This window comes from Streptomyces sp. NBC_00223 (genome assembly GCF_036199905.1).
In the GTDB taxonomy this organism is placed as follows: Bacteria; Actinomycetota; Actinomycetes; order Streptomycetales; family Streptomycetaceae; genus Actinacidiphila.
Genome location: NZ_CP108109.1, coordinates 3,298,608 through 3,318,794, shown reverse-complemented (window position 1 = coordinate 3,318,794; position 20,187 = coordinate 3,298,608). Strand labels below are relative to the sequence as shown.

The 20,187-nt window shown below is 73.2% G+C and carries 11 protein-coding genes; 7 read left to right on the top strand and 4 right to left on the bottom strand.

Going from position 1 to position 20,187, the window contains the following annotated elements:
- The first annotated feature begins 21 nt into the window (after nt 1-21).
- Nucleotides 22-5,988 carry a hypothetical protein gene (locus OHA30_RS13850; protein ID WP_328914140.1) on the top strand — a complete coding sequence of 1,989 codons (5,967 nt, stop codon included), beginning with the start codon at nt 22-24 and terminating at the stop codon, nt 5,986-5,988.
- 14 nt (nt 5,989-6,002) lie between these two features.
- Nucleotides 6,003-7,508 (top strand): hypothetical protein, encoded by a 1,506-nt coding sequence (locus OHA30_RS13845; RefSeq protein ID WP_328914139.1) that lies wholly within the window; start codon nt 6,003-6,005, stop codon nt 7,506-7,508.
- A 410-nt stretch (nt 7,509-7,918) separates the two neighbouring features.
- Here OHA30_RS13845 and OHA30_RS13840 read toward each other — a convergent pair whose 3' ends face one another.
- Entirely contained in the window at nt 7,919-8,773 is an 855-nt protein-coding gene (locus OHA30_RS13840) for a transglycosylase SLT domain-containing protein (protein ID WP_328914138.1), read from the bottom strand.
- A 481-nt stretch (nt 8,774-9,254) separates the two neighbouring features.
- On the opposite strand from OHA30_RS13840, the gene OHA30_RS13835 reads away from it, so the two are divergent.
- On the top strand, nt 9,255-9,986 hold the full coding sequence (locus tag OHA30_RS13835; protein ID WP_328914137.1) for a spermidine synthase: 732 nt from the start codon (nt 9,255-9,257) through the stop codon (nt 9,984-9,986).
- 439 nt (nt 9,987-10,425) lie between these two features.
- On the opposite strand, the gene OHA30_RS13830 is transcribed toward OHA30_RS13835, so the two are convergent.
- Complete coding sequence (locus OHA30_RS13830; RefSeq protein ID WP_328914136.1) at nt 10,426-10,893, bottom strand: transposase; 468 nt, start codon at nt 10,891-10,893, stop codon at nt 10,426-10,428.
- Between the two features lie 158 nt (nt 10,894-11,051).
- Here OHA30_RS13830 and OHA30_RS13825 point away from each other — a divergent pair, with 158 nt between their 5' ends.
- From OHA30_RS13825 to OHA30_RS13810, 4 genes are all read left to right on the top strand, one after another.
- Nucleotides 11,052-12,377 carry a nucleotide sugar dehydrogenase gene (locus OHA30_RS13825; protein WP_328914135.1) on the top strand — a complete coding sequence of 442 codons (1,326 nt, stop codon included), beginning with the start codon at nt 11,052-11,054 and terminating at the stop codon, nt 12,375-12,377.
- A complete protein-coding gene (locus tag OHA30_RS13820; protein WP_405785588.1) occupies nt 12,374-14,230 on the top strand; it encodes a glycosyltransferase family 2 protein in 1,857 nt (618 codons plus the stop codon). Before OHA30_RS13825 ends, OHA30_RS13820 begins: the two co-directional genes overlap by 4 nt.
- Nucleotides 14,231-14,350: 120 nt before the next feature.
- Nucleotides 14,351-16,471 (top strand): polysaccharide deacetylase family protein, encoded by a 2,121-nt coding sequence (locus OHA30_RS13815; RefSeq protein WP_328914134.1) that lies wholly within the window; start codon nt 14,351-14,353, stop codon nt 16,469-16,471.
- Between the two features lie 2 nt (nt 16,472-16,473).
- Entirely contained in the window at nt 16,474-17,349 is an 876-nt protein-coding gene (locus OHA30_RS13810) for a hypothetical protein (protein ID WP_328914133.1), read from the top strand.
- 40 nt (nt 17,350-17,389) lie between these two features.
- Here OHA30_RS13810 and OHA30_RS13805 read toward each other — a convergent pair whose 3' ends face one another.
- Both OHA30_RS13805 and OHA30_RS13800 read right to left on the bottom strand, forming a co-directional pair.
- Entirely contained in the window at nt 17,390-17,839 is a 450-nt protein-coding gene (locus OHA30_RS13805; protein ID WP_328914132.1) for a GNAT family N-acetyltransferase, read from the bottom strand.
- A 68-nt stretch (nt 17,840-17,907) separates the two neighbouring features.
- Nucleotides 17,908-19,893, bottom strand: coding sequence for a caspase family protein (locus tag OHA30_RS13800; RefSeq protein ID WP_328914131.1), 1,986 nt, complete (start codon nt 19,891-19,893; stop codon nt 17,908-17,910).
- Between the last annotated feature and the right edge of the window lie 294 nt (nt 19,894-20,187).

Below are 20,187 nucleotides of genomic sequence, written 5' to 3'. Positions count from 1 at the left end.
GGGCTCTGGCAGGATCTCCGCATGGCGAACGCGGGTGGTGGCCTGAGGTTATGGCTGACCGGACTGCACGACGCCGAGCTGCGCGAATTGCTGCTGCTCCCGGGACCCCTGCCGTATGCGTGCGGGGTCGGAACGTCTCGTAGCGGTGGGGCACTTCACGCCGGTCGGCGCGAGATTCTGCGTGCCCGCGCCTGGTTGGGGCGCGCCACGGCACGGGAGATCAAGAGCGTCGCGCAGTTCGGCGTGGCGTACGCGGAGTTTCAGCTGACGCAGGTGTTCGGCTTCGAGGAGCAGGACTTCAAGGAACCGGAACCGTCCACGCTCGCGCGGATATTCGGCCGACTCGAACCCGTACTCGCCCAACTGGCCATGTACGGGATGGTGTCCGGGCAGCACCCCAGCGGCCCGCTGGTCGCGGAGCACTGGGACGAACTGCTGCGAGCGGCACAACTCCCCGGCGGTACATCGGAAGACGACGATGAGGACGGTGTCGTGGCGGACGACGAGGCCGAGGGCCGATCGGACGATGTGACCGACGGCCGGGCGGGCGATGTGACCGAGCGGAATCTGGCCGATCGGACCGCTGCCCTGGAGGGGCACGCGGGTTCGCTGATCGAGGTGCTGCAAGAGGCGGTCGCCCGGATCGACGCGGGGCGGGAGTTCGACAGCACGTTGGCCGGGCAGTTGGCGGTCTGGGCACGGCAGCGGGCCGAACTCACGACCTGGCTCGCGGCGGGCGGCCACACGTGGGCGGCCGACGACGGCTTCGCGGAACTTGGCGGCATCGCCGAGGAGTTGCGGGCGCGGACCCGGGAGGCGGAGGAGCGCGCGGCCGAGTGCGCGAAGCTGACCGAGCAACGCGACCAGCTGCGTGCCGTCCTGGACGCGGCCCCGCCCGGCGCTCCCCATGTGGACCCGCTGCGGCAGTCGGTCGCCCTCCTTGAGGAACGGATCGCGGAGCTGTCCGCACCACCCGAGGCCGCCGTACGTGAGGCCGCCGTACGTGAGCCGGGCGTACGCGAGCCCGCCGCACCGGAGGCGGCCGCTCCCGAGGCACCGGCCGAGCAGGTCGTACGGCCCGAGCCGGCCGTGGCGGTCGAGACGGGCTTACGGGACGGGCCCGAGGTACGGGACGCGCCGCCGGTCGTACCGGCCCCGCGCAACGTAACGGCCACGCCGGACGTAGCGGCCACGACGTCCGAGCCGGACGCGGGCGACGACGTACCGGAGGCCCACACCGACGCGGAGGCGGGTGAACCGTCCGCCGCCCCGGAGGACTCGGCGCCCGAACAGGCCCCCGAGCCGGGCGCGGGCGATGACGTACCGGAGCCCGTCACCGACGCCGAGGCGAGCGAACCGCCGCCCGTCCACGAGGACTTGGCCCCCGAGACCCCCGAGCCGGGCGCGGGCGACGACGTACCGGAGACCCACACCGACGCGGACGCGAACGAACCGCCCGCCGTCCGCGAGGACCAGGCGCCTGAACCCGCCCCCGTCGCCGAACCCGCGCCCCCCGGCCTCCTCCCGTGGTCGGCCCTCGACCCGACCACCGCCGCCCTCGCCCACCTCGGCCCCGAGGACCCCGCCCCCGTCGCCCGTCTCGTCCTCGACGGCCGCCTCACCGAGGCCTATTGGCTGACCGCCGGTTCCGCCGAGCCCGCCCACCGCGCCCAGTGCCTCGCCTTCGCCGCCGCCGCGTTCTCCTGCCGGACCGGCGAGGAGGCCGCCGAGGTGATGACCGGGTTCGACCCCGACCTCGACGCGTTGCAGAGCGACCGGCCGGCCCTCACGCTCGCGGTCGTCGCCTCGCTGCGGGCCAGCCTGCTCGCGGGCTGGCCCAACGACCTGATCATCCAGACCGACCCGGCCGTCACGACCCTGCCCGGCCCCTGGGTGCGGCTGGTCGCGCGGGCGGCCGAGGTGCTGCGGCACTACCAGCGGCTCGACCCCGCCGTGACCTGGCTCGGCCCCGACAGCGAGCCCCTGCTGAGCCGGGAGAGCCTGGCCGAGGAGGCCGCCGTCGCGCTCGCGGACCTGCCCCGGCAGCGGATCGGCTACAACCGCGCGACCCAGGTCAAGTCCCGGCTGCTCCAGACCGAACAGCCCCTGGGCAAGGCGCTGGCGACGGTGGCGGCCTGGGCCGGCGGCCGGGGCCGGGCGACCGAACTGGACGAGATCTGGGAGCTGTTCCGCAAGCGCGGCGCGGCCGAGCGGATGATCGAGGAGGCGGACGCCGCCATCCGCACCCCGAAGCAGGCCAGGGAGCCGATCGAGGCCGCCGCCAAGCGGGCGCTGCTGCGCTGCATCGGCCAGGTGTCCGATCTGGTGTCCCGGTCCCGGGCGCTCGCGGCGCCTGCGGTCGACGAACGCACCGACACCGTGGTCGGGTTGCGGCACGCGCTGGACGCGGTCCGGGGTTCGGAGCCGCCGTCGACCGTCGAGGGCGCGGCCGCGTTCCGGCTGTTCGCCTGGCTGTTGGGCGAGGACCGGCCCGCGACGCTCGTCCCCGTCACCGAGCACGGCGAGCGCCACCCCGGTGACGGTGACGGCGGCGGCGACCGGCCCGGCAGCGAACCCCTGCTGGCAGCGGCCTCGTTGCCGCGCAGCCCCGACGGTGAGCCGCTGCCCGACGAGCCCGGTTTCGCCGAGGCCGTGCTGACCCTGCTGGGCCCGGTCGAGACGCGCGCGGTCCTGCGGACGTACGTCGAGCGCGGCGATCTGCACCTGGCCGACCTCTTCGTCGCCGCGCTGGAGCAGGACCGTGTCCCGGCCGTCCCGGCCGGTCTCGACTCGGTGCCCAGCGGCTGGCGGCAGTTGCGGGACGCCGAGTGGACACGCTGGCAGAACGCGCACCGGGAGGCGCACCGCGTCGCGTACGGGCTGCTGGCCGAGTTGCGGACGCAGCAGAACCTCAGCCCGCAGACCGAACGCGCGCTCGACGGGCGGCTGGAGCAGCTGAGCCGTACTACGCCGGAGGGCGCCTTCGGGCAGACGATCGCGGATCTGCGGAGTCTGGAGGGCGAGTTGCGCGCGCGGGTGGCGGAGTACGTCCAGCGCCTGCGCGGCAGCCTGGGCGAGCTGAATCTGCCCGCCGAGGACGAGGCCCGGCTGATCGCGCTGCTGGAGGCCGGGGACACGGTCACGGCCGAGGAGTGCCTGGCCCTGCTGCGCAAGGGCGACCCGCTGCCGGACTGGAGCGGTACGGACTGGGGTGCCGAACTGGCCCAGTTCGCCGCCGGAATGGAGGCGCCGCCGCGCACCAAGCCGGGCCCGCGCGGCTATTCGGCGCGGCCCTGGGCCGAACGCTTCCTGGACGGCAAGCCGCTCACCGAGGCGGCCCGCAGCGCGCTCGGCTCCTGGGAGGCGCTGTGCCGTCCGCAGACCCTCGGTTCGGAATGGCAGCGGCATGTCCCGTCGGTGCTGAGCCTGCTCGGTCTCGAATGCCGGCAGACCCCGGTACGTGAGCACCGGCGGCAGGTGGTCGGCGTGCTGCGGCTGACGGCCCGGGTGACCTCGGGCGGGACGGCGCCGGGCTATGTGGCGGCGCTGGGGTCGGCGGCGTCGGCCTTCACCATCCTGGTGGTCTCCAACGAGCAACGCGGGCGCAGTCCGCTGGAGTTGCTGGACAGCAGCGACACCGGCGCGTGCCTGATCATCTACCTCTACCCGCTGGGGCTCCAGGGCCGCAGGGATCTGGCCGCGCAGGCCCGTACGTCCTCCCAGCAGGCGCTGGTGGTCGACCCGGCGGTCTTCGGGTGGGTGGCCGCGCGTTCGCCGCACTCCTTCCGGGCCGCGCAGCGGGTGACGCTGCCGTGGACGGCCTTCAACCCGTACACGCCCTTCGTGGCCGGGCTGGTGCCGCCGGAGGTGTTCTACGGGCGCAGCCGCGAGATGGCGACCGTGACCGATCCGCTCGGCGCCCTCTTCCTTTACGGCGGACGGCAGTTGGGCAAGTCGGCGCTGCTGCGCAAGGTCGAGGCGACTTTCCCGAGCAATCCGCTGCGCAAGGCCGTCTACCTCGATCTGAAGGCGCGCGGGGTCGGGGAGGCCGAGCCCGCCGAGCGGATCTGGCGGGTGCTGGCGAACGAGCTCAAACGGGTGGGCGTGCTCGGCGCCAAGGTGTCCTCCGAGGTCGGGCCCGATGTGCTGCTCAGCAAGGTGCAGGAGTGGCTGGAGGAGGACCAGGGCCGGCGGGTGCTGGTCCTGGCCGACGAGGCCGACGCCTTCCTCACCGCGGACTCCAAGCCGGTGCCGGGCCGGGGCGGCGAGGCCACCTTCCCCAACGTCCTGCGGCTCAAAGGGCTGATGGACCGCACCGACCGGCGCTTCAAGGTCGTCTTCGCGGGTCTCCACCAGGTCCAGCGGTTCAGCCATCTGTCCAACGTCCCGCTGACCCACGGCGGTCCCGATGTGCTGATCGGCCCGCTCAAGCCGGCCGAGGCGCAGCGGCTGGTGGTCGAACCGATGGCCGCGTTCGGCTACCGGTTCGAACGGCCGGAGCTGGTCTGGCGGGTGCTCGCGGCGACCAACTACCAGGCGTGCCTGGTGCAGATCTTCTGCGAGCAACTGGTCGTCGCCCTCCGGCAGAAGCCGCTCGGCTCGGCGCGGTGGCCGGCGGTGGTGACCGAGGAGGACGTGCGCGCGGTCGCCAACTCCGAGTCGGTGCACCGGCACATCGCCGAGCGGCTGCGGATCACGATCAACCTGGAGGACCGCTACCGCGTACTCGCCCTGGTGATCGCCCTGCGCAGCCAGATGGACGGCTTCAACCGGGGTTACCGCGCAGACGAGTTGCTGAGCATGGCCAAGCAGCACTGGCGTGAGGGCTTCACCTCGCTGACCGCCAGCGACGTCCAGATCTACCTGGACGAGATGGAGGGCCTCGGCCTGCTCATCCGGCAGGCCGACCGGCGGCACTACGCGGTGCGCAGCCCGAACGTCGTCCACATGCTCGGCACCCGTGAGGACCTCGAACTCGAACTGCGCCAGACCGAGTTCGACCTCCCGTACGACTACAACCCGCGCTTCTCCCGGCGTTTCGTGGGCCACGACGCACAGGGCATCTCGCGCTACAGCCCGTTGACGGAACATCAGCTCCACCAGGTCACGGGCGCCGGGGTGTCGGTGGTGGGCCTGGCCGCCGTCTACGGGCCGCAACTGGTCAGCGCGGCCGTACGGTCGTACTCCGAGGCCCGGGGCCTCCAGGTGCGGCCGGCCACGGTGAAGAACCTCGCGGACGTGCTGGCCGAGGCCGCCAGGGAGCGCAGGCACAGCGTGATCCTGGCCGACCTCCACGGCTGCGACGGCCCCGCGCTCGACGACTGCGTACGGCGGCTGCACGCCCATGTCTCGCGCCCGGCCACGAACCAGCACCGGGCGGCGGTGCTGCTGGTCGACCCGGTGCTGTGGGACGGGCGCGCGGACGAGCGGGTGACCACGGTCGTCCACCCGGAGCGGTGGAGCGCGGACAGTCTGCGGGCCTGGCCGGAGTGCCCGTTCGACACGCCGGACAAGCGGCGCCGCCTGGTGGAGGTCACCGGCGGCTGGCCGAACCTGGTCGAGCGTACGGTCCACCGCACCTCGCGCGAGGGGGCCACGCTGGAGGCCGCGCTCCAGCGGACGGACGAGTTCACGGCCACGGTCGACGCCGCCCGCGGCCATCTGGCCCGGGTCAACCTCGACGACTCCCTGGTCAAGCTGCTGACCGGCTGGACGGGGTACGTGGACCCTGGCGAGGGCGCGAACGTCGCGGACATCGCCTCGGTCACCGGCCTGGCGCCGGCGGACGTGCACACCCTGATGCGGCGCCTCACCGAGCTGGGCGTGCTGGACGACGGCGACGACGGGTACGCGCTGGACCGCGTCACCTTCCGGGCGCTGACGACGCTCCGGGACGCGCCGGTCGCGGGGGTCTCGGTCGCGGGGGCCCCGGCGGCCGGCCGGCGGGGCGCGGGGCTCGGGGACGCGGGGCTCGGGGGCGCGGGGTGAGCGTCGGGTCACCGGTGGGGACGACGTCCCTGCCGGGGGTACGGCTGTGGCTGCGCCGCCTGCTCGACGATCTGCGGGCGGGCCGTAGCTGTCTGTGGCTGGTGCCCGACGCGCAGATCGGGCACCAGGGGGTGGGGGCCGAGGCCCTGATGGACGAGCTGCTGCACGAACTCGGGGACTTTCTGCTGGTCGCGCCCGGAGAGGCGGGCGCGGACCCGGGGGAGGCGCCAGCCCTCGCCGGGCCCGCGTCGGTGCCCGCGCTCGCGCCCACGGTGTGGGGCGGCGCCGACGCGCTGCTGGACTACGACGACGGGCTGGCGGGCTTCGGGTCCGCCCCGCGGGCCCCGGCGGCGGCCGAGGACCGCGTCGTGCCGCCTCCCGTACGGGCCGACGCCGATCTGCTCGGGCGGCTCGCCAAGGAGCTGCCCGCGATGCCGCGCGAGGCCGCCGGTGAGCCGGAGGACCGGATGGAGGAGATCCTGAGCCGGCTGACCGGCGGCGGCCCGGGGACGGCCGCCGAGACCCGGGTGATCGTCGTCAGGGCCTGGCACGAGGCCGTCTCCACGGTGGCCACGGATCTGCTGCGCAGGCTGTCGGCGGCGGTCAAGGAGGCGGGGCTTCCGCCGGGCGCCCGGCCGCGGCTGCTGGTGCTGGCCACGTACTCGGCGTTGCCGCCGGAGCTGCCCGATCAGATGGCCCGGGAGAACATCGGCGTCCACTGGTGGTGGGGCGCGGTCGGCCGGCTCGACACCGCGACCGTCGTCTCGACCGCCCGGCCGAGCCGGCCGGGGCCTGCCGCGCACCGGCGGCTGCTGGAGTTCGTGACGCAGGCGACGATCGTCGAGGTCTGCGGGCCCTTCCTCGACGTCGCGGCGGAGCTGGCGGCCGGGTGGGACGGGGTGCCGGAGAGTCTGCCGGAGGCGCTGCTGCGGGCGGTGGGGGCGGCGGGGCCGGGGGCGGATACGGCGTCGGGTTCGGCGTCGGCGTCGGGCGGGGTCGGGTACCCGGTGCTCGGGAGGAGCGACCGGGCGGGCAGCTCGGTCCAGCAGCCGGACATGGCGATACGGCCCGCCTGGAACGCCGGCCAGGTCGACGCGTGGGACGGGCAGCTGCGGTACGACCCGCGGCGCGAGCTCGGGCGTGAGCACGAGGACACGCTGCGCAAGCGGGTCTGGCTCGCGCAGAACCGGGCGCTGCTGCCGTTGCTGGACGACGCGCGGGAGGACTTCACGGAGGTGATACGGGTGAGGTCGCGGTTGCCGCTCGCCCAGCTGGCCGAGCGTTACCGGTCGCGTCCGGTGGGTGGGGTCGTGGTGCCTGTCGCGGAGAGTACGGCGAGGGGGCTGAGCGGTCTGGAGCTCGGTGCGATGTGGGGTGCGCACGTCAACGCGGACGTCTCGCTGAAGCGTACGGAGGCGGAACGGTTGCGCGTCTTCTGGGACGCGCGCAACCGTCTCGCCCACCGCACCCCCCTCGACGCCCCCCGCCTCGACCGCCTCGCCCGCGCCCTCTCCCACTAACGCCCCCGCAGGGGCGCGAGGAACTGCGCGCTCAGCCCGTCACGGGCCTGCGGTCGGGTCCCAGCCCCAGGGGGCAGCCCCTTGCGGGTGGTTTTCCGGCTACCGGCCGGTGGTGGTTGCTCGCGCAGTTCCTCGCGCCCCTGACGGGGCCGTGCCCCCTGGGGTGGTTTTCCGGCTACCGGCCGGTGGTGGTTGCTCGCGCAGTTCCCCGCGCCCCTAACGGGGCCGTGCCCCCTCAGGCTGGATGGCCGGCTGCGGGCCGGTGGGGGCTGGGCGCGCAGTTCCGCCCCCAGAGCTTCGCCTGGGGGTACCCCCAGCGCCCCTGGCGGGACGTTCGGCGGGCCGGGACGTGGAGCGGCCCGGGGCCGCTGCGGGGGCAGCGGACCCGGGCCGGGTGCGGGACGGATGGATCAGTACGCGGAGTTCACGTTGTCCATCGTGCCGTAACGAGCGGCAGCGTAATTGCACGCCGCTGTGATGTTCGAGACCGGGTTGTAGATGTCCCACGACGTACCGGACACGTGGTACCGGTTGAACGTCGGGTTGATCACCTGGAGCAGACCCTTCGAAGGAATGCCGTTGCGGGCATTGATGTCCCACAGGTTGATCGCCTTCGGGTTACCGCTCGACTCACGAATGATGTTGCGGTGAATTCCCTCGTACGTACCGGGAATACCCTTCGAGTGCATGATGTCGAGCGACTGGCGGATCCAGCCGTCCAGGTTGTTCGGGTAGCTCTTGGCCGCTGTCTTCGGCGCCACCGTGTGCGTCTTCTTCGGCGCGGCGACGGTCGACTTGTGGACCGTGACCTTCTTGGGGGCCTCGGCCCGCTTCGCGGAGCGGCTCGCGGTCGTCGCCTTCTTGGCGTGCTCGGCCTTCGCGGCCTCGGTCGCGTGCTTCTTCGCGGTGGTGGTGTGCGGCTTCTTCGCCGCGGGGACGACGGGCTTGGGAGCGGCCTTCTTCGGCGTGGCGGCCTTCAGAACGTGCTGCGAGGCCACACCGGCCTTCGCGTCGATGTTCTTGACGTGGTCGCCGTCGCCGGTCAGGGCCGAGAACCCGGTGGAGTCGCCCGCCGCCTTCGCGGACGTGGTCTTCGATGTCGCGGACGCGGTCCCGGCGGACGCCGACGCGGTCCCTGCGGTGGCCTCCAGGCCCGTGACCGTCAGCACCAGTGCCGCGGCGGCGGCTGCGCCGACTGCCGTGTACTTGCGCTTCTTGGACAGACGGTTGAACGAGGAGAACTTCGGGATCGTGGGGAGCTGCATTTAGGGATTACCTCTTCCGTTACTCGCGGACCAGTGAATTGTTAAAGGTTCCGAATTCAAAGGTCAACGCCCCCGCCTACGACCCGGAGGCGTAGCGGAACGGTGAGGTGCAGAGGGATCGGCATGCATTCGCCATATGACGGGAGTACGGCCCACTAAGCTGCTTAGTATGTGACGCACGTCCTATAGAGGAGGTCACACGGCGGCCTCCCGGCGGTCATTCCGCGTGACCGGAAAAACGCGGTATGTGGTCGAATTCAGGGGGTGCCGTACGGCCCGTTTCTGCGGGCCCCGGCGGGCCCCGGCGGGCTGCGGCGGGCGGGTGGCGGGCCCGCGGCGGCCGTACGACAGGCCCGCGGCCGGCGGAGCGGCGGGCGTCGGGGCGGGCCGCGCCGGGCGCCCGCGGGCCGGTAGGTTGCCGGGGCCGGAGCGACGCTCACGGTGGCGGGGCCCCGACCGGCCCCTGGAGAAGGGTGAACGGATGAGCGCGCGCTTCGAGGAGCTGGACTGGCAGCCGACGCCGAGGGGCGAGATCAGCCTGCGGCGCAGGCGGGACCCGGCGTCCGGCGAGGACGTCTACGAGGTGAAGCTCGGCGACGAGTACCTGATGTCCAGCCTCTTCACCGAGGGCGAGGTCGCCCTCACCCGGCTCGGCCTGGCGCAGGCGGAGGGCGATGCGCTGGACGTCGCCGTGGGCGGGCTGGGGCTGGGCTATACGGCGCGGGCGGCGCTGGACGATCCGCGGGTGGGGTCACTGATCGTGGTGGACGCGATCGGTGAGGTGATCGGGTGGCATCGGCGCGGGCTCGTGCCCATGGGGGCGGGGCTGGCGGCCGATCCTCGGTGCCGACTCGTCGAGGGGGACTTCTTCGCGATGGTCGGGGAGGAGGGGGACGGGCTGGACCCCGAGGCGCCGGGGAGGCGCTTCGACGCGATCTTGTTGGACGTCGATCATTCGCCGCGGCACGTTCTGCACGCGAGCCATGCGGGGTTTTATCGGGAGGACGGGCTGAGGGCGCTGGCCGCGCGGCTGAGGCCCGGGGGTGTGTTCGCGCTCTGGTCGAACGATCCGCCGGATCAGGGGTTCATGGCCGGGCTTCTGGGGGTTTTCGGGGAGGGGGTGGCTCATGTGGTGGGGTTTGAGAATCCCTTGCAGGGGCGCTCGGCTGCGAACACGGTCTATGTGGCCCGGGCCCGGGCGGGGCGGATGTGAAGGAACCGTGAGGGCCGTTTCCCACCGGCCGGTGGGGGCTGGGCGCGCAGTTCCTCGCGCCCCTGAGGGGGTGCCCCTTGCGGTCGTCGTCCGGCTGCCAGCCGGTGGGGGCTGGTCGCGCAGTTCCCCGCGCCCCTTACGGGGCGCTGCCCCTTGCGGGTGGGTCCTTGGCCACCGGCCGGTGGGGGGCTGGGCGCGCGGTTCCTCGCGCCCCTTGCGGGTGCGGGTCGGTGGGGGCTGGGCGCGCGGTTCTCGTGGCCCTATTGCTCGCGCTCGTGGGTGGTGCAACAGGGGGCGCTTGGGTCACTTGGGTTGTGGTGGGGCTCAGTGGTAGAACGGTCAATCATCACAACTTCATCACATAATTATGTTCCACGATCGATCATTATTTAGCATCAAGTCGAGCTAAAACGGGCTGTGTGCACCGTCCGGCGCCGTCTCATGTGGTGGCCCGCCGGCCCCGGGCCGTCGCCGCCGCGGCGATCGCCGCCACCCAGTCCAGCTCGCACCCGCCCGCCGGCCCCGACCCCGCCGTCGGCTCGGCCGCCGTCGCGGCCGCGGACCCGTCCGCGGCCGCCCGGTGCAGGCGCCGCCACACGCCCGCCTCGGTCCACGTCGTGAAACGGCGGTGCGCCGTGGCCGGGGACACCCCGAAGGACGGCGGCAGCCCCCGCCAGGCGCACCCGTCGGTCAGCACGTAGACCACCGCCGTGAACACGGCCCGCTCGTCCACGGGCGCGCTGCCGCCGCCCTGGCGGCGCGGGGCGAACGGCGGGAGCAGCGGCTCCACCGTCGCCCACAGCCCGTCGGGCACCAGTCGCCGCGCCAGTTCGCTCTCCACGCTGATCATGATGCCGTACGCCGTGGTGGCGCCACATGAGACACCGGGCGAATGTCTGCTTTGCATCGTTATGCAGTGCTTGGAGCAAGCTTGACCCAAGACAGTGCCTCGCAGATGCTTACGCGGCTTGGCGGCAGTTCACGTGGGGGGTCACGGCGCGAGGTTCGCGGCAACGCCTGTGTGTCGGTCGACCGGCATCACATTCGTTCGTCCGCGGAGTCTTCATGTCACTGCATCTCCTCCACCCCGACGACACGCTCGGCGAGACCGCCGACCGGAATCCCGAGGAGGATGCCGCGCAGGGGGCCGTGGCGGTGGTCGGCCTCGGTTACGTCGGACTCCCCACCGCGCTCGCCCTGCTCGCCGCGGGCAACGAGGTCATCGGCCTCGACGTGAGCGCCCGCCGCCTGGACGACATCCGCGGCGGCGACGTCGACCTTCTGCCCAGCGACCGCGAGCGCCTGGCCGCCCACGCCGGCGACCCCCGGTTCACGCTCACCGGCGACCCGGCGGCGCTGGCCCGCGCCAGGACCGTACTCGTCTGCGTGCCCACCCCGGTCGACCGTCACCTGGTCCCGGACCTCGGCGCCCTCAGCGCCGCCTGCGCCTCGGTCGTGGAGCACGCCGTGCCGGGTCAGCTGCTGATGCTGACCTCCACCACCTACGTCGGCACCACCCGTGACCTGCTGGTCGAGCCGCTGACCGCCCGCGGCTTCGTGGTCGGCGAGGACATCTTCGTGGCCTTCTCGCCCGAGCGGATCGACCCCGGGAACGCCCGGCACACCCAGGACACCACTCCGCGTGTGGTCGGCGGCACCGGCCGTGAGACCACCGACAGGGCCGCCGCGGTGCTGGCCCGTACCGCCCCCTCGGTGCACGTCCTGCCCTCGCCCGAGGCCGCCGAGATGACCAAGCTGTGGGAGAACACCTTCCGCGCGGTCAACATCGCGCTGGCCAACGAGTTCGCCGAGAACTGCCGCACGCTCGGCATCGACCCGATCCCGGTGATCGAGGCCGCGGCCACCAAGCCGTACGGCTTCATGCCCTTCTACCCGGGACCCGGCGTCGGCGGGCACTGCATACCCTGCGACCCGCACTACCTGCTCTGGCAGCTCCGCGCCGAGCGGACCGCCTCGCCGGTGATCGAGGCCGCCATGACCGCCATCGCCGGCCGTCCCGGCATGGTGGTCCGCCGGGTGCGCGAGCTGCTGGGCGAGCGGGGTCTTGCCACGGTCGGCGCGCGCGTCCTGGTCGTCGGCATCGCCTACAAGCCCGGCGTCGCGGACCTGCGCGAGTCGCCCGCGCTGGAGATCATCGAGGAGCTGGCCGCCGCCGGCGCCGAGGTGCGCTTCACCGATCCGCTGGTGCGGACCGCGCGGCTGGGCGGGGTGCTCCAGGAGAGCGTGGCCGCGCCCGAGGACCAGCCGTGGGACCTGGTGCTGGTGCACACCGTCCACCCGGGTGCCGACCTGGCGTGGCTCGACGGACGCGTGGACGTCCTGGACGCGACCTACCGGCTGGCCGGCGTCCCCGCGAAGGCGGTCCTGTGAGCGACGCCTGGTTCCGCGAGACCACGGACCCGGACAAGGACAGCGAGGGACAGGCGAACGGCGGTCGGAGCGGCGGTCAGGCGTACGGCGGGCACTCCCCGCAGGACCCGTACCCCGCGCCGCCCACGTACGACTACGCCGAGCCCGCGCCCCACGAGTACACCGAGCCGCCGTACGCGTACGCTCCGCCGGCTTCGTACGACCACGCCGAGCTGCCGGCCTACGAGCACGCCGAGCGTCCCGCGTACGACTGGGACTCGGTGGCCGCGTACGACTCCGTACCCGTGCCGGCCCTCGCCCCCGCGGCGGCCGGGCACTACGGCGGGCCCGAGACCGGGACGCACATCCCGCGGCAGGCGCCGCCGCCCGTTACGGCGAGCGTCCCGCGTCCCGCGCGGACCCCGCGGCCGCTGCCGCCGCTGCGCTCCGCCGAGGCGGCCGTCCGCCCGCCCGGCCCGGTCCGCCGCTCGCTCGACCGGATGCACCCCGCGATCCGCCACGGTGTGCGACGGGTGCTCACCCTGCTGTGTCTGCTGCCGCTGCTGCTGGTGCTGGCCCGCGAGGCCCCCCGGCTGCTGCAGAGCCCGCTCATCCTCGGCTACGGCTTCACCGTGCTGGTCGGCACGATCGCGATGCTCTTCATCGCCTACAGCCGCTACGACGACCCCTCGACCCGTACGCTCCGCAAGCGGCCGCGCAACCTCGGCTCGTTCCCGTCCCTGCCGGACGTGCCGCGGGTGAGCTTCCTGCTCGCGGTCAAGGACGAGGCCGAGTGCATCGAGGACTGTGTCCGCTCGATGGCCGACAGCGACTACCCCGATCTCCAGATCATCGTGGTCGACGACCTCTCCGAGGACGGCACCCGGGAGATCCTGCAACGGCTGTCGGTCGAGCTGGGCATCACCGTGATCAACCTGGAGAAGAACCTCGGCAAGAAGCACGCCCTGGTCCGCGCCTGCGAGCTGGCCGACGGCGATGTCATCGCCTTCACCGACTCCGACTGCATCATGGCGCCCGACGCGCTGCGCCGCTGTGTGCAGTCACTGGTCGACCACCCCGAACTCGGCGCGGTCAGCGGCCACTGCCGGGCGCTCAACGTCACGGCGTCGATCTTCACCAAGGCCCAGGACGTCTGGTACGAGGGGCAGTTCCGGGTGGCCAAGGCCGCCGAGTCCACCTTCGGCTCGGTCACCTGCGTCTCCGGACCGCTCGCGGTCTTCCGCCGCGACGCCATCTACAACTACCTCCCGGCCTGGGCCGGCGACCGCTTCATGGGCGCGCCCTTCCGCTTCGCCACCGACCGTCAGCTGACCGGCTATGTGCTCGGGCAGAAGTGGCGCGGCAAGAAGCTCAAGGAGCAGTACGCGGACTCGCCGTTCGTCACCGCGCAGAACTACCCCGAGCGCAAGTGGCGTATCGGCTATGTCCAGTCGGCCAAGGTGTGGACCAACGTCCCCGAGCACTTCCGGCCGTTCATGAAGCAGCAGATCCGCTGGAAGAAGAGCTTCATCCGGAATCTGTTCTTCACCGGCTCGTTCATGTGGCGGCGCGGCTTCGGCCCGGCCTGCCTCTACTACGGGCACGCCCTGTGGGTGGTGGCCGCGCCGCTGATGGCCTTCCGGCACATCGTCTGGGCCCCGCTGCACGGCGCCGCGTTCCTGACCCTGCTCTATCTGTGCGGAGTGGTGCTCAAGGGCTGCGTCTGGGGCCTGGCGTTCAAGATCGACAACCCGCACGACGCCCGCTGGCGCTACCGGCCGCTGATGAGCCTGCTCTCCGCGACGCTGCTGGCCTGGCTGCTGCCGTACTCCTTCGCGACCATCCGGCGCGGCGTCTGGTCCAGGACCCTGTGAGGAGGACTCCGTAATGACCGAACTCCTGCGCAGGGTCGGCCGGTTGATCGCCGCCCTGCTGTCCGTCGCCGTGGTCTGCGGCGTCTACGCCGTCGTCCTCACCCGGGGGAGCATCCTTCCGTGACCAGCCCAACCTCCCTCGGCCCCCGGCACAGCGGCCACAGCCGGGGCCCGGCGCACTGGCCGCTGCGCCTGCTGCTCATGGCGATGGCACTGGCGGTGCTCGCGCTGCCGTTCTACGCGGCCTCCGAGTACTACCACTACCAGAAGTACATGACCCCGCAGGCCGGGCTGAGCGCCGAGCACATCGACAGCGCCCAGGCCGCCGCGTGGACCAAGTCGGCCAAGGGCCTGCCGGCCACCGGCGCCCCCGTGGTGCTGACCTACCACGACATCAGCCCGCACAGCAGCAGCCCGTACGTCGTCACCCCGAAGGCGTTCGACGCCCAACTGGCCGCGCTGGAACAGGCGGGCTACCGCACGCTCACCGCGGACGAGTTCGCCACGTATCTGCGCGGCGGTGTCGCGCCGCCGCGCTCGGTGCTGATCACCTTCGACGACGGCACCAACGGCCTGTGGGTGTACGGCGACCGCATCCTGGCCCGGCACCACATGCACGCGACCTCGTTCCTGATCACCGGACGGGTGGACCACGACCGCCCGTACTATCTGACCTGGAACGAGATCAAGCGGATGGCCGGCTCCGGCCGTTGGGACTTCCAGGACCACACCCAGGACTCGCACCGCCGGGCCCCGGTGGACGCGGCCGGGCATGTCGGCTCCATGCTGGCCAACCGGCTGTGGCTGCCCGAGCAGAACCGGCTGGAGACCGTGGCGGAGTACCACGCCCGGGTCGAGAAGGACATCACCGGGTCGATCAGCGACATCACCCGGCACGGGCTGCCCAAGCCGCTGCTGTTCGCGTTCCCCTTCTCCGAGGCGACCGACCGCTCCAATGTGACCGATACCGATCTGACCGCCCAGAAGCTGCTGGAGAAGCACTTCCTCGCCACCATGACGGACGTCTCCAGCCGGCCGCTCACCGCCAGCCGGCGGGCCGGGGCCGCGCACACCGTACAGCGGCTGGAGGTCGTCAAGACCACCACGGCCGACGAGTTGCTCCGTGAGGTCGCCGCGTGGCTCCAGGTCCCGCCGAACGCCGACGACCCGCTGTCCACGCCCAAGCTGTGGGTCAAGAGCGACCGTACGCAGGTCACCACGCTCGACACCTTCACCGGCGGCGGCACGCATCCCGCCAAGGCCCGTTACGCGGCGGCCGACTACCGGCCGAAGAACAGCCTCGACTGGACCGGCTACGAGGCCACCGCGACGATCGGCAACCTCGGCAACGGCACCAACCAGGGCGCCCTGACCGTACGGACCGACAGCCTGGAACCGGTCACCGTGAGCGTCAGCCAGGGCACGATGAGCATGCAGGTCAACAACAAGCAGGTGCGCAGCGAGACCATTCCCATCCGCGAGGAGCACACCCTCAAGGTGATGGTCAGCGGCTCGATCACCACGGCCACCGTCGACGGCGACACCAAGCTCACCTGGACCTCGAAGCTGACGGGCGCGGACCTCACCGGCGGGGTGGGCATCCGGGTCGGCACCAACCGGGGCGGGGTCGAGTGGCCGGCCATCGAGTCGCTCAGGATCACGCAGATGGAGCGCGAGGGCGGCACGGCCCGGCCGCAGGACGGCGCGAACCAACTCGCGGTCAGTGACGCGACGCTGCTCGACCCCGCGGCGACCTGGCTCAGCGCGCCCGGGGTGGAGGCGCCGCTGCGGGTCTCGCACAGCGGTATCGAGCCGCGGACCGGGCGGAACCTCTCCGTCTACGGCGCCTTCCAGCCGGACACCACCGGCGCGTGGACGGACTACACGGTGTCCGGCACCGTGGACCGGCTGCTCACCAGCGGGGTCAGCGGGGCGATCTGGGTCCGGGTCGGCAGCCCGCTGGCGATCAGCGTGCAGGTGTCCAGGGACCGGTTGCAGGTATTCTCCGGGGACGCGGACGAGCAGGATCTGGTGGGCACCCGGGTGCTCACCCCCGCTTCCTCGCACAAGGTCACGGTCGCCGTCAGCGACGGGTCGACGGTGATCACGGTGGACGAGACCACGCAGATGCATCTGCTCGCGAAGGGGGAGGTCGGTGGGGTGGCGTTCTCGGCGTACCGCGATCTGACGCGGCGGACGTGGCCGGAGCTGATCGAGGCGTCCGTGGCTTCGGGGGTCTGAGGGTGACGGGGGCGGAGGAGTACGAGGGCGCGGGCCCGCGGGCTTTGGGCGTGGGCCCGGAGCCGGGTCCGTCCGGCGGGATCTCGCGGCGGCTGCTGTTCGGCGTCGGCAGCGGTGTGGTGCTCGCCGCCGCGGGCGCCGCGGCCGTGCTGGAGACGCGCGGCGGGGGCGGGGAGCCGGCGCTGCCGGCGAGCCCGCCGTTCGCGGCGCGGTTCGGGCGGTCGGGCCTGGTCACCAACGAGTACGCGTACCGCAGCCCGCACGCCCCCGACGCCGTCAACGACCCGGACTGGTCGGTCACCAGCGGCTCGCTCTTCGCCAAGGACGGTGACGGCTGGACCGGGCGGCCCGACGGCGGCGAGACCGGCGCGGACTCGGCCCGGTTCACCGACTCTGCGGTCTTCCGCATGGTGACCCGGCGGCGCGACTTCGGCGACGTCGAGGTGCGCTGCGCGGTCCGGGTCGGCCGCCCGGTCACCACCGCGCGAACCCCCCTCCAGGACTACGACGGCGGGCACGTCTGGCTGCGCTACCACAGCCCCGAGGAGCTGTACGCGCTCAGCTTCCGCCGCCGCGACGGGCAGGTCGTCATCAAGCGGAAGGTCCCCGCGCACGACGCGGCGGCGGCCAACGGCGGCGACTACGCCACGCTCGCGGAGGCCGCCCACGGCTTCGCGTACGACACGTGGCACCACATCCGGGCGAGCGTGGAGAACCGCTCCTCGGGCGCGGTGCGGCTGCGCCTGGAGATCGACGGCAGAGCCGTACTGACCGCCGACGACCACACCCCGGGCCCCCTCCGCCCCCCGGGCGGCGTCGGCCTCCGCGCCGACAACTGCGAACTCACCTTCCGCGACTTCACCACCACCTCCCTCTGACCCCGCCCCTCCCGAGCGGGGACGTCGGCGCTGGGGGTGGTCAGAGGGGGCGTTCGAAGCAGAGGGAGATGGGGGACGTGGCGTAGGCGCCGAAGTTGGGGATGCGGGTGTAGCCGGAGCGGGTGTAGAAGCGGATGGCGTCGGGCTGGGCGTTGCCCGTCTCCAGGCGGAGGCTGGTCCAGGACCGGTCGCGGGCCCACTCCTCCAGGGCGAGCAGGAGGCGCGGGGCGACGCCGGAGCCGCGGGACGCCGGGTCGACGTACATCCGCTTGATCTCGCCGACGCCGTCGCCGAGGTGGCGCAGCCCGCCGCAGCCCACCGCCGTGCCGTCGTCCGCGCGGGCCACGAAGAACACCGCGATGTCCGCCTCCGACGGGGCTACGCCGGGTTCGCTGTCCGGAGTTCCGTAGCGCACGGTCAGCTCCGCGCGCTGGGCGGTGCGCAGCGCGGTGGCGTCGGGGTCCGACCACGGGACTTGTTCGATCTTCATACCGACGATTGTGCGCAGTGTGTGTTTCGGACGGGTAAACCGGGCGAACCGCGCGACCGGCCCGGGGATCACGTACCGGAGGCCGTGGCCGGTGGGACGACCGTACGCAGGACCACGGTCGGCGCCGTACCCCACTGGCCGGGCGTCACGTCCGCGTCCCGAGCGCCGTCGGGGGCCAGCCGCCACACCCCGTCGGCGGCCGGGCCCGTCGGACCCGCGGTGGCGGGACCGCCCGGGTTCCACGGCGGCAGCTGGAACGGCAGCGTGTTCAACTCCCCCTCCGCGACGATGAGTTTGAGCCAGTCGCGCGCGTACGCCCCCGGCCGCGGCGGCCGCGACGGCGGGAGCGAGAGCCGTACGGGGTCGCCGTCCAGGGCGAATCCGGTCCGGCCGGGGCCGATGAAGCCGCCGGGGAAGAGCGCGCTGTGGCCCGCGTAACTGTCGGTGAGATCCAGCAGGGCGCACCAAAGCGTCCTGGTCCGCGAGGTGTTGCGGATACGCAGCGACACCCACGGCTCCTGCCGGCGGCCCGGCGCCCCGCCGTACCGCACGACCACGTCCTCGCCCGGCGCGGCGGTCAGCGGCGGGCCGCCGTCCCACGGCACGACCTCGATCCGTACCAGACCGCCCAGCGGGGACGCGGGGTTGGACAGCGCGCGGGCCTGGTGCCAGCGGGTGAGGTGGATCAGGCACGCCACCACCCGGCGGGCGTCGGCGCGCTCGGTGAGCGGCAGCGGCGGTACGGCCGGGGTGCCGTCACGCCGCAGCAGTACGGCCCGCCCGCCGCGCAGCACCGCCCGCAGCCGCAGCAGACCGCCGTGGCCCTCGGTGCCCACAACCTCCGTACGCAGCAGGGGAGTCGGGCCACCGTCGGGGTGCGCGCCGGCGATCGCCTCGCGCAGCCACAGACCGGCGGCCGGGTCGGCGGTGTCGTCGACCACGACGGTCGCGGGCGGCAGCGCCAGCGCGGAGACCTCGACCGGATAGACCAGGCTCTCGTCGGGCGTCCAGCCGGACGCGCCGACCAGGGTGTGGTCGACGCGCACGTCGACGGCCCGCACCCGTCCCGTGCGGGAGGCCGGGACGGCTTCGCCCGCGACCGCGAACTCCGTGCCCGCGCTCCGCCCGCCGCGCAGGCCGTGCGCGGTGCCGCAGTCCACCTCCCACCCCTCGCGGCCGTGCCGCAGCAGATGCGGGGCGGAGGTGCGGACCGCGCCGCCCAGGAACGGCTGGTCGGCGACCCCGCCGGGCTCCGACGGCAGCAGCACGGGGTGCTGCCGCGCCTCCATGGTCTGCACGCGGCCGTGGGCGGCCACCAGCAGTTCGCGGTAGGTCGCGCCGGACCAGGCCCCGGAGGTCAGCGCGTCCAGCAGCGACCACGTGAACAGTCCGTGCACCCGGCCCTCGATCCGCTTCTCGTACGAGAGTTGACGCGGCCGGCCGGCCCCGAGCACCACGTACCGGCGGGCCGGCGCCGCCCCGGCGCCGGCGCGAGCGGCCGTCGCGGCGCCGAACGGCTCTGCGGGGTCCGGGAGTTGCCACCGCGGGGAGGGGGCGAGAAAGCGGGGGGTGAGGGCGGTGTCCCGCGTCGGGCCCCCGGAGTAGCAGCAGTCCATCACCGCCACCGTGTGCGCGCCTCCCGCCGCCACGCCGTCGAGCAGCGCCCCGAGCTCCCGGTCGAGCACCGGCCCGTCCACGCAGGCCATCGCCGGGACCCGCCCGGCGCTCTCCTTGCGCGGACGGCCCCCGTCACCGGTGACGAGGTGCGTGCCGTGCCCGGAGAACCAGAACAGCGCCGTGTCCCCGGGCCCCACCTGCCCGAGGTGGTCGCGCACGGCGGCCGTGACCGCCGCCCGGGTGGCGTCGCCGTCGAGCAGTTCGTGTACGGACAGCGGCCCCGCGACGTTCTCTTCCAGCCACTCGCGGACGGCCGCGACGTCGTTGCGGCAGCCGCGCAGGGCCGCGTGGGCGGCGTCCGGTCCGTAGTCGTTGATCCCCACCAGAAGCGCGTGGACGGCGCCGCGGCGCCCGGTGGTCCCCCTGCTGATCCCCATGGGCCGAGTCTGGCAGCGGGCCCGGCCGCCCGACCCCGGCTTGGCCGGATCGCGGTCACCAACGGGGGATTCGGGGCGGGCCGTGACATCTCCGCGGTACGGCAGCGAATTGTCGCCCAATTCCCGTTCCACATCCGGGAGTTGCATTCGATGAGCGTCCGTGGTGGCCACAGTCAACGCCGTAGGGGAGCCCACCGGCGGCGCTGCCGCGGCGGCGAGTGCCGCTTCGCCGAGCCGTTCTCCGCCGACCCGCCCGTCGCGCGGGACCGGGGATCCGCCGGACACCCGGCGCCC